Genomic DNA, 13,157 nt, shown 5'->3' with positions numbered 1-13,157 from the left:
GTCATTCGGCGGCGGCGTCCAGACGCCCCTCTTCGGCCACACGGCCGGAATCGACCTGCATCTGGCGGTCGCACTGCGCGGCCAGCGACGGGTCATGGGTGACCAGCACAAAGGTCATGCCGCGCTCGCGCTGCTTGTTGAACAATAGCGTCGACACCTGGCTTCCGGTCTCGCCGTCGAGATTTCCGGTCGGCTCGTCGGCAATCAGTATCTTCGGGTCCGGCGCCAGCGCGCGGGCGATCGCGACGCGCTGCTGTTCACCGCCCGAAAGCTGGCCGGGATAATGTGTCAGCCGGTCCTGAAGGCCGACCGCGGCGAGTTCGTCGCCAGCCTTCTTGAAAGCGTCGCGGATGCCGGCCAGTTCCAGCGGCACGGCGACGTTTTCCAGCGCCGTCATGTTCGGGATCAGATGAAAGGACTGGAAGACAATGCCGATATTGCGGCCGCGAAACGCTGCGGTTTCGTCTTCGCCCAAGCGGTCGAACCGGGCGCCGGCAACGCTCACGATACCGCTGTCCGGACGCTCCAGACCCGACAGGACCATCAGCAATGTGGTCTTGCCCGAACCCGACGGTCCGACGACGCCAACCGATTCGCCGGCTGCGATGTCGAGGCTGACGTCCTTCAGCACATGCACGGCATTGGCCGCGCTGCCGAGCCGTAGATCGACGGCGGAAAGTGAAATAAGCGCTTCTGTCACTGGGGTTCGGTCCTATATGTCGGATGTCGAATACAAATGGTGCCGGACGGAGCAATGGTCAAAGCCTGCCTACGCATTTTTGCAATCATCGGTTTCGCGGTCGTAAACCACATCGCCATCGCCACCGCCGAGCCGGTGCGGGGCGTGGCCCTCGGCGACAGCCTGACAGCCGGATATCTGCTCGCCCCCGGCGAGGACTATCCGGCGCAACTGCAGGCCGCCCTTGGCGCGGCCGGATACGCGGTCGACTTGGCCAATGCCGGCGTTTCGGGCGACACAACCTCCGGCGGTCTGGAACGCCTCGACTGGTCGATCCCCGACGGCACTGACTTCGTATTGCTGGAACTCGGCGCCAACGATGCCCTGCGCGGTATTTCCCCCGACATCACGCGCGACAATCTCGACCGCATGATCGAGCGCCTGCAGGCGCGCGATATCGACGTTGTCCTGATCGGCATGCTGGCGCCGCCGAACCTCGATGACACCTATGCGGCCGCTTTCAATCCGATCTATGGCGACCTGGCGGAAAAACATGGCGTGCCGCTCTACCCGTTTTTCCTCGACGGCGTCATCGGCGACAGTTCGAAACTGCTCGCCGACGGTATTCATCCCAACAATGCCGGCGTCGCGGTCATGGTCGACAGGACCTTGCCGCTGGTTTCGCGCTACCTGGACAGTCGATCCGGCGGTAGCGGCAGCGCATTAGCGAATGAATAATCGTTTTGTCGTGAATATTTGACTTGAACAGGCCGTGTGTCCGTGATTCGTTCGATTGGGGACAAGGTGATTTGCCTGTCACACTTCTGTTGCCGGAGAGGAGAGCGCCATGCCGCGTTTGTTTACTGCTCTGGAAATCCCGCATAACGCGGCGATGTCGCTTTCGCTCCTGAAAGGCGGACTGCCCGGGGCGCGTTGGATCGACACCGAGAACTATCACCTCACCTTGCGCTTTATCGGCGACGTCGAACACCATGTGGCCGACGAAGTCGCCCATGCATTGGGGCGCATTCGCCGTTTCGAGTTCACACTCGGCCTGTCCGGCCTCGGTGCGTTCGGCGGCAAGAAACCGCATTCCCTTTTCGCGGTGCCAACCGCCTCGCCCGATCTGGCAGAACTGCAGGCCGAGATCGAACGCATCTGCCAGCGTTTGCGACTTCCGCCCGACCCGCGCAAGTTTACCCCGCATGTGACAGTCGCACGGCTGCGCAACACGCCGCCGCACGTGTTGGCGCCCTATCTGTCGAGTCGCGGCAATTTCTTCGTGCCGTCCTTTGCCGTTCCGCGTTTCGTCTTGATGTCATCGCGCGAATCCGTCGGCGGCGGACCGTACATCGTCGAGGAAAGCTACCCGCTGCCGCAGCGCGTCGCTATCCCCGGCTCGGCTGCCGGCTATTCGGAGGCGGCGCGTCTCGCCACCTGAGAGAGCCTGGCTCGACATTCGGTCCGCATGTGCCAGAATGGACGGCACGAGGAATTGCGGGAGACGCGGCATGGCCGAACCGAAGCTCGACAGCCAGCAGTTGGAAGAAGGTCTTGGCAGCATGGACGGATGGCAACTCGCGTCCGATGGCGCATCGATTGCCAAGAGCTTTCGCTTTGCCAATTTCCGCAAGGCCTTCGCCTTCATGTCCGAGATGGCGATGGTCGCCGAAAAAATGAACCACCATCCCGAGTGGTTCAATGTCTACAACCGCGTCGACGTGACCCTGACAACCCATGATTCCGGCGGCGTCACCAAGCTCGATCTGGCACTGGCAGACGCCATGGAAAAGGCTGCGCCTTGAACCGGGCGCGGGCTGCTCCCACATCTTTGCAGAGGTGATGGAATGGTAGAGATCGACGATGTGAAGATCGGCGAGATCCTCGAACCGGGTACCGCCGACGAACAACAAGCCCGCGAAAAACGTGTCCGAAGCAAATTCTGGACGACGGCCAGGAAGGCTGCGCGCGCGGTGCCGTTCATGGACGAACTCGTTGCCGCCTATTACTGCGCGTTCGATCCGAGGACCCCGCCGCGGGTGCGCGGAACCTTGCTCGCGGCGCTGGCCTATTTTGTCCTGCCGCTCGACCTCATCCCCGATTTCCTGATCAATATCGGCTTCGGCGACGATGTCACCGTGCTGCTGGCGGCAATGGCCGCGGTGCGCGGCAGCATCACGGACGCGCATCGCGACGCGGCCCGCAAGGCGCTGGCCGATCACGACGAGCTGGCCGACGAGGACACGAAGGAAAAGCCGGTCGTCGACGTGTGACGCGGTCTGGAGCCGCCTTGTCGCCCTAGAATTCTGTGTCGACTTCGGGATCTTCGTCGAGCGCCTTCCGCAAGCGCGCGAAGGCGAGCCGGATGCGCGACTTCACGGTGCCCAGGGGCAGGCCGGTGTCCTCGGCGATCTGGCTGTGCGACAATCCAAGATAAAATGCCTTTCGCACCAGTTCCATCTGCTCTTCGGGCAGGTGGCTGAGCGCGGCGCGGATGCGCCGATCGCGCTGCTCGGCATCGACCGCCACGTCTGCGGCTTCCGGCTCCTCGGGCTGGAAGATCGGGTCCTCGGGATCGAGCAGGTCGGACTTGTCGCGCCGCATCAGGTCAATGCGGCGGTTGCGCGCGACGCGGAAAAGCCAGGTGCCGAGCGATGACTTGGCCGGATCGAACAGCGCCGCCTTGTGCCACAGGACGATCATCACTTCCTGCGTCACTTCCTCGGCCTGCCCCGGTTCCAGCAGGAGCCGGCGGAGATAAGAGTTGATGCGCGGCGCGAAATGGTCGAACAACTCGGCGAACGCTGCCTGATCGCGATTGTCGGCAACAGCTCTGGCGAGCGAAACAAAGCGATGTTGTTGCTTCGGTTTCATTCGGTTGGCCGACCTGCTTGGTACACTTGGCTATTCTTCGATGATAGTCGGACATCGGCGCGGCTGTCATCCGCTTTCACAAACAAAGTCAAACTGTTGCCGTTTTCAACTTGCATGCAATGCCGGCTGGGACATGAGGTTTGCGCCGAAACGCTTCTGAAAGGGCTATGGGGCCGCCGAAAGCCGGCAATCCTTGGAGATTCGTTCATCATTTGGTAACCCTGACTCATACAATAAGGGGTAACCAATTCCTTAAGTTTCGTGCGCAAGCGATTTACCGGAAGGAAAGATGCTCAAGAGATCGAAAGCCATTTCGGCATTGATTGCAGCCGGCGTCGTGGTCGCCGGTGCTTCGGCGGCAGCGGCACAGACGCCAAAGCGGATCGGGGAGTTCACGGATTGGGGCGCATTCAGTTACGCCTCCCCCACCGGCAAAGTCTGCTATGCGCTGTCGGTCCCCACATCCGAAGCGCCCGGTGACGTCAGTCACGGCGACAACTTCTTTCTTGTGACGCAGCGCACCGGACAGAATGTGAACTACGAGCCGCAGTTCATGGCCGGCTATTCGCTCAAGGAAAACTCCAAGGTCACCGTCGATGTCGACGGCAAGGATTTCGTCTTTTTCACCAAGGCGAATTCAGCCTGGGTCGAGAACGCCGCGCAAGAACCGGCGCTGGTCGCGGCAATGAAGGCGGGCCGAAGCATGACCGTCAAGGCGACCTCGAAGCGCGGCACGAACACCACCTATGTCTATTCGCTGTCCGGCGTAACGGCGGCGCTCGAGGCGATCGAGGGCTGCCGCTAGGGCGCAGCTCGCCGTGGAAGAGCTTCGCAAGCCGGGCCCGTGGCCCGGTTTTGCTTTTTTGGCGCATGCGCCCCATATCGTGACGCGGTGCTTCAGACGTGTTAGAGCGCTGACCTTCTATGAAACGTGGATGATTGATGGCGGTTTCCCTTGACCTGACCGATGCGGCGTTGCGCGACCGGCTTGGCGGCGGCGCTGGCCCGACAGCCGACAAGCCTTGCCTTATCGGCTTGACCCGCGAGCAACTCGGCGACGCGCTGCGCGGCGCCGGCGTGCCCGATCGCCAGGTGCGCATGCGCGTGCAGCAGCTCTGGCACTGGCTTTATGTGCGCGGCGTCTCCGACTTCGACCGCATGACCAATGTCTCCAAGGATCTGCGCGCCATGCTGCGCGACAAGTTTTCCATTGCGCGGCCGGAAATCGTCGAGGAACAGATCTCCAATGACGGCACGCGCAAATGGCTGCTGCGGTTCCCGCCGCGCGGCGCCGGCCGGCCCGTCGAGGTCGAGACCGTCTACATCCCGGAAGAAGGGCGCGGCACGCTTTGCATCTCCAGCCAGGTCGGCTGCACGCTGACCTGCACCTTCTGCCATACCGGCACGCAGAAGCTGGTGCGCAACCTGACATCCGAGGAAATCATCGCGCAGTTGCTGCTCGCCCGCGACCGGCTGGGCGATTTTCCCGACGGTGACACGCCGCAGGGCGCCATCGTGCCGTCGGAAGGGCGCAAGGTTTCCAACATCGTCATGATGGGCATGGGCGAGCCGCTCTACAATTTCGATCACGTTCGCGATGCGTTGCTGGTGGCCGCCGATGGCGACGGGCTGTCGCTGTCGCGCCGCAGGATCACGCTTTCGACCTCCGGCGTGGTGCCGCAGATCGTGCCCATGGGCGAACAGACCGGCGTCATGCTCGCGATCTCGCTGCATGCCGTTACCGACGAATTGCGCGACGTGCTGGTGCCGATCAACAAGAAGTATCCGCTCGCCGAATTGCTTGACGCCTGCCGCGCCTATCCCGGCCTGTCTAACGCCAAGCGCATCACCTTCGAATATGTGATGCTGAAGGGCGTCAACGACAGCCTTGCCGATGCCAAGGAACTGGTGCGGCTGTTGAAGGGGATTCCTGCCAAGATCAACCTCATCCCGTTCAACAAGTGGCCGGGTTCGGACTATGAGTGTTCCGATTGGGAGCAGATCGAGAATTTCGCCGATTTCATAAATGCCAATGGCTATGCATCGCCGATCCGCACCCCGCGTGGACAGGACATCCTGGCCGCCTGCGGGCAGCTCAAGTCGGCGTCAGAGCGCATGAAAAAGACCGAGCGGCTGGCCTATGAAGCAATGATGATCGCCGGCCACGGCGGGTGAGTTCCGTTGCCCAGAACTGCCCGGCATCCTGCTGCACGCTTGACCTCGCCGGAAAGCGAATGAAACAGTAACGCATGCCGAAAATGCCGAATCCGAGCCGTCCATCCATTGTCGCCTCGCGCTCGCGCCCGAATCCAACCGCGCCGCTGGCCGGTCTGAAGCCGATGGTTTGCGACCGCAATGACCGCCGCGTGCGTATCGTCACGCTGAAGCCGCAGCAGGTCGACGCGAAGATCGCCGACTTCCTGACCGAGCCTGACGTTATGGAAGGCTGGAATGCGCCGCGCCGATCAATGGACCTAAACGCCTTTCGCGCGTATGTCGCGAGCTATGACTGCATCAGACGTCACCTGCTGGCGATCCGCACGATGGCCGATGACCGGGCCGTCGGCCTGCTGATCCTCAATGTCGACCATCGTCACAAGACGGGGGCCTGGCATCTCTGTATCGGGAATGGCGGGGACCGCGGCCGCAGGGTCGTCTTTCCCGCCGCCGAATTGCTGGTCCGGCACGCCTTCGAGGATCACGGTCTGGAAAAGCTCGGATTCGAGATCCTGGCACGCAATGCGACGGCCATCGCCATCGCGGAGAAATACGACCTAACGCTGGAGGCGGTGTTGCGCAGCCATCGTATCGACGCGGTCACCGGCGACAGGCTGGACGAGCGCGTCTACGGGATGACGGCTGACGAATACAGGACGGCGCGCACCGCGCGTGAGCAAGTCGGCAGATTGCGGCCTTTCGAGGGGCCGGGCCTGGTTCGGAGCGTCCACTAGAGCGTGTCCGGGTTAGAAGCGGTAGGCAATACCGAAGCGGACCTGCTCCAGGCCGGGAACGAACCTCACCGCAGTAGTGCTGGTCGCATCGCCGCCGACATCGATCGGTTCGAATTCGTATCTCAGATACTCGCCTTTCAGCGTCCAGTTCGGAGCAACGCGATATTCCACTCCGCCACCGAACACAGCGCCGGCCAGAAGATCGTTTAGCGCGGCGCTGTCGGTCACGGCCCCATTGGGGCTGGGGGACTTGGAAGATGTCGCGTTGGCGGAGGTCACGGCTACACCGGCGGTGCCGTAGACGAGCAGCGCCTCGTCGGCGAACAGCATACCGCCGCGTAGTCGCGCCGACGCCGTCCAATCGAGATCGTAGTCGTAGACATCGACATCGCCCTTGCCCAAGAACCGAACGGATTCACGTTCCTCGACGGGGAGCCCGAGATAATCGACATCGCCTGCAAGACCCCAGACGAAGACATCGTCCTGCCAATCGCGTCCCGCGAAAACGCCAATCCCGTAGCCTTCCGCCCCGAAATCATAGTCCGTAGCCGGCTCGAGGCCCGAGTCATTGTCGAAATCCGGTTCCGAGTCGGTCCAGACGCCGTGAAGGCCGAGATAGGCACCGTTCCAGTCGGCGGCGTCCGCGTCCCCGGTGTTTGCGACAAAAGTCGCGCACACAAGCGCGGTCGTGATGGTCAAGAACCGAATCATTACTAATTTTGCCCCCCGACAAATACCCTAGCGGTAGGTTGTTCGATGAGCGGATGCAAGGCGCATATGTCGAAATTTTATCGCGCGGTCTAGGAAAGGCAGAGTGCCTTCGTTGGTCGGGGAATCCCGCTGGGGCACAATCGGCGGAATGAAGCGCTCACCGGGTTGACCGCAATCGACGTTCCACATTGTGACCGGGCCCCGGCGCAAGCGCAGGCCCGCTTATCCATCGTCGCGAGGTCGCCACCTCACCTGGAGCGTGTCGGAGTTAGATTTAACCGCGCGAACGCCGGTCACGGCGACTGAAACCGCCTATCTGACCTGGGCGAACAGGATCCTGACCGCGAACGCGCCGAACACGCCGGCGAGGATCCAGTCGAGCACGCGGGTGACGATCGGCTTGCTGCGCAATGTCTCGGCCATCCAGTCGGCGGCCATGACCATTGAAGTGGTGATCGGCAAGGCGATCACGATGAACAGCGCGCCAAGAAAGAAGAACTTGCCGGTGGCGCCGGGATCGTTCGCATTCACGAATTGCGGCAAGAATGTCATGAAGAACAGCACGATCTTCGGATTGAGAAGGTTGATGCCGATTCCGGTCAGATAGCTGGCGCGCAGCGACTGCCTGACGCGCCTTTCGCTCTTCAGCGTCAGCGACGAACCATTGCGTATCGCATCGATGGCAAGCCACACAAGATATCCGGCGCCGATGATCTTGAGTGCCGTGAACGCGGCGGGTGCGGCAACGACTAGCGCCGAAAGACCGAGCGCCACCATTGCCGTGTGCACGGCGATCCCCGACATCGCACCGGCCATGCAGGCCAGCCCGGCCGCCCGGCCTTGGGCAAGCGTGCGCGACAGGAACAGCGTCATGTCAGGCCCCGGCGTGACCGCCAGGACGATGGCGGCCGCTGTGAAGGTCAGCAGGATGGCAGGATCGGGCATGAAGTTCATGGCTTTATGGCTTTCTGGCGGCTGGTGAGGCGGCTTGCCAAGGTCAGATGCGCTCCGGCCGCTTCCATAGGTCCGCCATGCTCTGCGGTCAATCGCAGCGCGGCGGACGCCACTTGCGGCTTGCCGGACGCCGTGCCACAGGATGCCGGTCGCAAACGGGAGTATCGATGACCGACAGGCAAAATCCATTCGGCTTTCTGGCACATCCGGTCACGGCGGCCGGGTTGCTGACCGCGTGGATCACCCTGCTGCTCGTCTTCAATGGCGAGCCGCAATGGGATCTCGCCTCGTCAGCATGGTTTTTCGACTCGCAAGCCTGCGCCGCTTCGCAGGCCGCGGATGGCCGGCGCTGCCTGGGTTTCACGGTCTCGGTCGCCGAAATGCCGAGAGCCATCCGCGAGTTCCTGCATCCGCTGCCGACGATCCTGTGCCTTCTGGTGGCCGCGGTGCTGGCGGTCGAGTTGCGCAGCGGACTGCGCTGGCGCTTTCCCGGCATACGCCTGAAGACGGTGCTGGTGACAACGCTGATCATCGGACCGGGGCTCCTGGTCAATGGCGTCCTGAAAGCGCATTGGGGCCGGCCGCGCCCCTGGATGACCGAGGAGTTCGGCGGCTGGCTACCCTTCGTCGAGGCCGGCACCAAGACCGGCTACTGCGCGTCCAACTGTTCCTTCGTCTCCGGCGAGGCATCGACTGCGGGCTGGCTGATGTGCCTGGCGTTGATGCTCGCGATACGCCGACGCCGGATCTTCGCCGCGCTGGTCGCGGCGGTTTCGATCGTGATGGCGGCAATGCGCGTGGTGTTCGGCGCCCACTATCTGTCGGACGCGATACTCGGCTATTTGTCGACCATCGTGATCTTCTCGGTTCTCGCGGTGGTCAGCGAATGGATCGCCGAACGGCGGCAGCGACAAAGCGACGCTTGCGCGCAACCGTAAACTCAATATGGTGCGCGCGGTTTTCCCGTTTTCTGCTTAGCGAAAGACATCCGCATGAGTGCCGCAATCAAAGACGTCAAGAAGGTCGTGCTCGCCTATTCCGGCGGTCTCGACACGTCGATCATCCTCAAATGGCTGCAAACCGAGTTGAACGCCGAAGTCGTCACGTTCACCGCCGATCTGGGCCAGGGCGACGAACTGGAACCGGCGCGCCGCAAGGCCGAGATGCTCGGCATCAAGGAGATCTATATCGAGGATCTGCGCGAGGAGTTCATCCGCGACTTCGTGTTTCCGATGTTCCGCGCCAATACGGTCTATGAGGGCGTCTATCTTCTCGGCACCTCGATCGCCCGGCCGCTGATCTCCAAGCGCCTGGTCGAGATTGCGCAGGAAACCGGCGCCGACGCCATCGCCCATGGCGCGACCGGCAAGGGCAACGACCAAGTGCGCTTCGAGTTGTCGGCCTATGCGCTTGATCCGGATATCAAGGTTATCGCGCCGTGGCGCGACTGGTCATTCAAGTCGCGCACCGACCTGATCGAATTCGCCCAGGACCATCAGATCCCGGTGCCCAAGGACAAGCAGGGCGAAGCGCCGTTCTCCGTCGATGCGAACATGCTGCACTCGTCGTCCGAGGGCAAGGTTCTGGAAGACCCGTGGGAGGCGGCGCCGGAATATGTCCACATGCGCACCGTTTCGCCGATGGACGCGCCGGATGTCGCAACCGAAATCGAGATCGAATTCAAGGCCGGCGATCCCATTGCCCTGAACGGCAAGGCGATGTCGCCGGCGACCCTGTTCCAAGCCCTCAACGATCTCGGCCGCGACAACGGCATCGGCCGCATCGATCTGGTCGAAAACCGCTTCGTTGGCATGAAATCGCGCGGTGTCTACGAGACCCCGGGCGGCACCATCCTCCTTCAGGCCCACCGCGCAATGGAGTCGATCACGCTCGACCGCGATGCGGGGCACCTGAAGGACGAGTTAATGCCGCGCTACGCCAAGCTCATCTACAACGGCTTCTGGTTCTCGCCGGAACGCGAGATGCTGCAGGCCGCCATCGACAACAGCCAGAAGGATGTCGAGGGCACGGTGCGGCTGAAGCTTTACAAGGGCAATGTCATCGTCACCGGCCGCAAGTCGCCGAAATCGCTCTACTCGGAGGAACTGGTTACCTTCGAGGACGATCACGGCGCCTACGACCAGAAGGACGCGGCCGGTTTCATCCGCCTGAACGCGCTGCGGCTGCGCACACTGGCCGCCCGCAATCGCCGGGGCTGAGCGCCCGGCAATCGATCCGGCAAAGAGAAAGGCCGCCCCGAAGGCGGCCTTTTGCTTCCTGTGACGATCCTGCTCAGACCAGATCGTGCCGCGAGAGCGGCAGGGTCGTGACCCACATGTCCTTGGCGGCGGCGATCGCATTGGCGACAGCCGGGCCGATGGGCGGGGTGCCCGGTTCGCCCATGCCGGTCGGCGCCTCGGCCGACGCCACGATATGCACCTCGACCTCGGGCATGTCGGTTATGCGTAACGGCTCGTAGGTGTCGAAGTTGGTCTGGTCGACCACGCCGTCGGTCATCGTCACTTCGTTGCGCAGGATGGCGCCGAGGCCGTAGCCAAGCGCGCCTTCCATCTGGGCCCTGACATTGTCGGGATTGACCGCAACGCCGCAGTCGACAGCGCAGGTGACCTTCTCGACCTTGACCGTGCCGTCGTCGCGAACCGAGATCTCGGCAACCTGGGCCACATAGGTGCCGAAGGACTTGTGGGCTGCGACGCCGCGGAACCGGCCCTCGGCCGCCGGTTTCTCCCAGCCGGCCTTCTCGGCTGCCAGTCTCAGAACGTTCGCCTTGCGCGGATCGTCCTTCAGCATCTCCAACCGGTAGGCGACCGGATCCTTGCCGGCTTCCTTGGCCAGACGGTCCATCATCGTTTCCATGACATAGGCCGTGTGGGTGTGGCCGACCGACCGCCACCACAGGACCGGAACCTTGGTCTCGAAATAGGACTGGTTCATGTTCATGACCGGGAAGCCATAGGTCGTGTCATGCGCCCCTTCGGTCATGTTGTGGTCGACACCGTCCTGGATCATCATTTCTTCATAGACCGTGCCCTTGAGCAGCGACTTGGCGGCGATGTCGTAGTGGAAACCGGTAACAGCGCCGTCTTCGTCGAGGCCGACCTTGATCCTGTGGGCGCTCATCGGGCGGTAGTAGCCGGCTTCCATGTCGTCTTCGCGGGTAAACACGATCTTGACCGGCTGCGGTTTCATGCCGGCGGCGAGCATCGCCTTGGCAAGAAGCGAGATTTCGACGACGGGGTGGGCGTCGAACTGCGCCCGGCGGCCGAAAGAACCGCCCGCCCACAACGTGTTGATCTTCACATTGGCGAAATCGATGCCAAGCGTTCCGGCGGCAAACTGGTGGTCGACCGTCTGGATCTGCGAACCGAACCAGAATTCGGCGGTTTCCCCGTCGAACAGAACGGCTATGTCCATCGGCTCCATCGCGCCGTGCGCGAGATAGGGGAACTCGTACTCGACTTCCAGAACCTTCGCCGACGCGGCAAGCACCGCATCCAAGTCGCCGTCCTTGCGGACCGCCACCTGCGGCGCGTCGTTCATCGCCTTCAGATCGGTCATCATCTGGTCGGTGGAGCGCATCTCGGCTTCGCTGTCGTCCCATTCGACGGTGAGCAGATCGCGCGCCTTGATCGCCGGCCATGTCGAGGTGGCGATGACCGCGACACCGGTCGGCACCTGCAGGACGTTGACGACGCCCTTGACCTTCATGGCCTCGGCCGCATCGAAGGATTTGACCGCGCCGCCGAAGCGCGGCGAACGGGCGATCACGGCGACCAGCAGATCGTCGCGCTGGAAATCCATGGTGTAGGTGCGCGGCGCGCCGACCGTCTTGTTGGCGGTGTCGACACGGCGGAACGACTTGCCGATATAGACCCATTGATCCGGTGTCTTCAGGACCGGCTCGCCCGGAACGGCTTCTTTCGCCGCAAGGCCGGCCAACTCGCCGAGCGTGGCGGACTTGCCCGACCCGTGCGACACGACGCCCTTGGCGACGTTGATCTCGCCGGCGGGAACGTTCCACGACTTGGCGGCAGCGGCAACGATCATTGCTTTTGCTGCGGCACCTGCCTGACGGTACTGCATAAAGGAGTTGGCGATCGCCGTGGAGCCGCCGGTGCCCTGCATTCCAAACAGCGAGTTGGCATAGACCTGCGGATTGGACGGCGCATGTTCGACGATCGTTTGGTCGATAGAGGCGTCAAGCTCGTCGGCCACAAGCGTCGCCAGACCGGTCGCGGCCCCCTGCCCCTTGTCCAGGTGCTTAGAGATCACGACGACGGTGTTGTCCGGGCGGATGTGGACGAAAGGCTGGGCGAATTCGCCGATTTCCGCCGCAGCTTCTGCGGTCCGCGGCAGATTCACGGCGAGGATCAGGCCGCCGGCTGCACCGGCAGACAGCTTCAGAAACGAGCGGCGGCTCGGCTTCGGCGTTTCAAGCGGTTTGGCAAGAACATGAAACATGGATCAGGCCTCCATCTTTTCGGCTGCGACATGGATCGCCCTGCGGATTCGGGCATAGGTCGCACAGCGGCAGACATTGCCTTCCATCGCCGCGTCGATGTCCTCGTCGGTCGGTTTGGGCGTTTCGGTCAGCAGTGCTGTCGCGGCCATGATCTGGCCAGACTGGCAGTACCCACATTGTGGGACATCCAGTTCGCGCCACGCGCTGCGAATGGCCTCGGCGGCCTTGCCGTCGATACCTTCGATCGTCCTAATGTTGGCCCCTTCAACGTCTTCCAGGAAGGTCTGGCAGGAGCGGATCGGCACACCGTCCCAATGAACCGTGCAGGCGCCGCACGCGGCCACGCCGCAGCCGAACTTGGTGCCGGTCATCTTGAGTTCATCGCGCAGAACCCAAAGAAGCGGCGTGTCGGGATCGGCGTCGACAGAGCGCGTTTCCCCGTTGATGGTGAGAGTCACTGACATGAGGAGAAGCCTCCCTTGGCTTGCCGAAACCGGCTATGGAG

At 62.7% G+C, this 13,157-nt stretch carries 15 protein-coding genes; 9 read left to right on the top strand and 6 right to left on the bottom strand.

Going from position 1 to position 13,157, the window contains the following annotated elements; genetic code table 11:
- Window position 1: 1 nt before the first annotated feature.
- The gene (locus tag ACO06R_RS03665) at window positions 2–700 is read right to left on the bottom strand and encodes an ABC transporter ATP-binding protein (protein ID WP_421856182.1); all 699 of its coding nucleotides are present in this window, start codon (window positions 698–700) and stop codon (window positions 2–4) included.
- A gap of 54 nt (window positions 701–754) precedes the next feature.
- Between ACO06R_RS03665 and ACO06R_RS03660 the strand changes: the two genes are divergently transcribed.
- The 4 genes from ACO06R_RS03660 to ACO06R_RS03645 all read left to right on the top strand — a co-directional run bounded on the left by ACO06R_RS03660 (window position 755) and on the right by ACO06R_RS03645 (window position 2,952).
- Window positions 755–1,417, top strand: a complete 663-nt coding sequence (locus tag ACO06R_RS03660) for an arylesterase (RefSeq protein WP_421856179.1) — start codon at window positions 755–757, stop codon at window positions 1,415–1,417.
- Window positions 1,418–1,526: 109 nt separating this feature from the next.
- Complete coding sequence (gene thpR / locus ACO06R_RS03655; protein ID WP_421856176.1) at window positions 1,527–2,120, top strand: RNA 2',3'-cyclic phosphodiesterase; 594 nt, start codon at window positions 1,527–1,529, stop codon at window positions 2,118–2,120.
- 70 nt (window positions 2,121–2,190) lie between these two features.
- The gene (locus tag ACO06R_RS03650; protein ID WP_421856173.1) at window positions 2,191–2,484 is read left to right on the top strand and encodes a 4a-hydroxytetrahydrobiopterin dehydratase; all 294 of its coding nucleotides are present in this window, start codon (window positions 2,191–2,193) and stop codon (window positions 2,482–2,484) included.
- A 51-nt stretch (window positions 2,485–2,535) separates the two neighbouring features.
- On the top strand, window positions 2,536–2,952 hold the full coding sequence (locus tag ACO06R_RS03645; protein ID WP_421859190.1) for a YkvA family protein: 417 nt from the start codon (window positions 2,536–2,538) through the stop codon (window positions 2,950–2,952).
- A 25-nt stretch (window positions 2,953–2,977) separates the two neighbouring features.
- Here ACO06R_RS03645 and ACO06R_RS03640 read toward each other — a convergent pair whose 3' ends face one another.
- Window positions 2,978–3,553, bottom strand: coding sequence for a sigma-70 family RNA polymerase sigma factor (locus tag ACO06R_RS03640; RefSeq protein ID WP_421856170.1), 576 nt, complete (start codon window positions 3,551–3,553; stop codon window positions 2,978–2,980).
- A gap of 289 nt (window positions 3,554–3,842) precedes the next feature.
- On the opposite strand from ACO06R_RS03640, the gene ACO06R_RS03635 reads away from it, so the two are divergent.
- The 3 genes from ACO06R_RS03635 to ACO06R_RS03625 all read left to right on the top strand — a co-directional run bounded on the left by ACO06R_RS03635 (window position 3,843) and on the right by ACO06R_RS03625 (window position 6,504).
- Window positions 3,843–4,358, top strand: coding sequence for an invasion associated locus B family protein (locus ACO06R_RS03635; protein ID WP_421856167.1), 516 nt, complete (start codon window positions 3,843–3,845; stop codon window positions 4,356–4,358).
- Window positions 4,359–4,495: 137 nt separating this feature from the next.
- A complete protein-coding gene (gene rlmN, locus ACO06R_RS03630) occupies window positions 4,496–5,728 on the top strand; it encodes a 23S rRNA (adenine(2503)-C(2))-methyltransferase RlmN (RefSeq protein ID WP_421856164.1) in 1,233 nt (410 codons plus the stop codon).
- Between the two features lie 74 nt (window positions 5,729–5,802).
- On the top strand, window positions 5,803–6,504 hold the full coding sequence (locus ACO06R_RS03625; RefSeq protein ID WP_421856161.1) for a GNAT family N-acetyltransferase: 702 nt from the start codon (window positions 5,803–5,805) through the stop codon (window positions 6,502–6,504).
- A gap of 12 nt (window positions 6,505–6,516) precedes the next feature.
- On the opposite strand, the gene ACO06R_RS03620 is transcribed toward ACO06R_RS03625, so the two are convergent.
- Window positions 6,517–7,203 carry an outer membrane protein gene (locus ACO06R_RS03620; RefSeq protein ID WP_421856158.1) on the bottom strand — a complete coding sequence of 229 codons (687 nt, stop codon included), beginning with the start codon at window positions 7,201–7,203 and terminating at the stop codon, window positions 6,517–6,519.
- 324 nt (window positions 7,204–7,527) lie between these two features.
- Window positions 7,528–8,169: a LysE family translocator gene (locus tag ACO06R_RS03615; protein WP_421856155.1), complete on the bottom strand. Its 642-nt coding sequence runs from the start codon at window positions 8,167–8,169 to the stop codon at window positions 7,528–7,530.
- Window positions 8,170–8,336: 167 nt separating this feature from the next.
- On the opposite strand from ACO06R_RS03615, the gene ACO06R_RS03610 reads away from it, so the two are divergent.
- Both ACO06R_RS03610 and ACO06R_RS03605 read left to right on the top strand, forming a co-directional pair.
- Complete coding sequence (locus tag ACO06R_RS03610) at window positions 8,337–9,107, top strand: phosphatase PAP2 family protein (protein ID WP_421856152.1); 771 nt, start codon at window positions 8,337–8,339, stop codon at window positions 9,105–9,107.
- 54 nt (window positions 9,108–9,161) lie between these two features.
- Window positions 9,162–10,388: an argininosuccinate synthase gene (locus ACO06R_RS03605; protein WP_421856149.1), complete on the top strand. Its 1,227-nt coding sequence runs from the start codon at window positions 9,162–9,164 to the stop codon at window positions 10,386–10,388.
- 73 nt (window positions 10,389–10,461) lie between these two features.
- Here the strand turns inward: ACO06R_RS03605 and ACO06R_RS03600 are convergent, their stop codons facing one another.
- Entirely contained in the window at window positions 10,462–12,651 is a 2,190-nt protein-coding gene (locus ACO06R_RS03600) for a molybdopterin cofactor-binding domain-containing protein (RefSeq protein WP_421856146.1), read from the bottom strand.
- 3 nt (window positions 12,652–12,654) lie between these two features.
- On the bottom strand, window positions 12,655–13,116 hold the full coding sequence (locus ACO06R_RS03595) for a (2Fe-2S)-binding protein (protein ID WP_421856143.1): 462 nt from the start codon (window positions 13,114–13,116) through the stop codon (window positions 12,655–12,657).
- Between the last annotated feature and the right edge of the window lie 41 nt (window positions 13,117–13,157).

The organism is Oricola sp. (assembly GCF_965230365.1).
In the GTDB taxonomy this organism is placed as follows: domain Bacteria; phylum Pseudomonadota; class Alphaproteobacteria; order Rhizobiales; family Rhizobiaceae; genus Oricola.
This window is presented reverse-complemented; position numbering and strand designations above follow the sequence as displayed.

Bases quoted from the DNA above. Each gene is read 5' to 3' on its own strand.
- ACO06R_RS03660 (WP_421856179.1), top strand. From the start codon at position 755: ATGGTCAAAGCCTGCCTACGCATTTTTGCAATCATCGGTTTCGCGGTC.
- thpR (WP_421856176.1), top strand. From the start codon at position 1,527: ATGCCGCGTTTGTTTACTGCTCTGGAAATCCCGCATAACGCGGCGATG.
- ACO06R_RS03650 (WP_421856173.1), top strand. From the start codon at position 2,191: ATGGCCGAACCGAAGCTCGACAGCCAGCAGTTGGAAGAAGGTCTTGGC.
- ACO06R_RS03640 (WP_421856170.1), bottom strand. From the start codon at position 3,553: ATGAAACCGAAGCAACAACATCGCTTTGTTTCGCTCGCCAGAGCTGTT.
- ACO06R_RS03635 (WP_421856167.1), top strand. From the start codon at position 3,843: ATGCTCAAGAGATCGAAAGCCATTTCGGCATTGATTGCAGCCGGCGTC.
- rlmN (WP_421856164.1), top strand. From the start codon at position 4,496: ATGGCGGTTTCCCTTGACCTGACCGATGCGGCGTTGCGCGACCGGCTT.
- ACO06R_RS03625 (WP_421856161.1), top strand. From the start codon at position 5,803: ATGCCGAAAATGCCGAATCCGAGCCGTCCATCCATTGTCGCCTCGCGC.
- ACO06R_RS03615 (WP_421856155.1), bottom strand. From the start codon at position 8,169: ATGAACTTCATGCCCGATCCTGCCATCCTGCTGACCTTCACAGCGGCC.
- ACO06R_RS03610 (WP_421856152.1), top strand. From the start codon at position 8,337: ATGACCGACAGGCAAAATCCATTCGGCTTTCTGGCACATCCGGTCACG.
- ACO06R_RS03605 (WP_421856149.1), top strand. From the start codon at position 9,162: ATGAGTGCCGCAATCAAAGACGTCAAGAAGGTCGTGCTCGCCTATTCC.
- ACO06R_RS03600 (WP_421856146.1), bottom strand. From the start codon at position 12,651: ATGTTTCATGTTCTTGCCAAACCGCTTGAAACGCCGAAGCCGAGCCGC.
- ACO06R_RS03595 (WP_421856143.1), bottom strand. From the start codon at position 13,116: ATGTCAGTGACTCTCACCATCAACGGGGAAACGCGCTCTGTCGACGCC.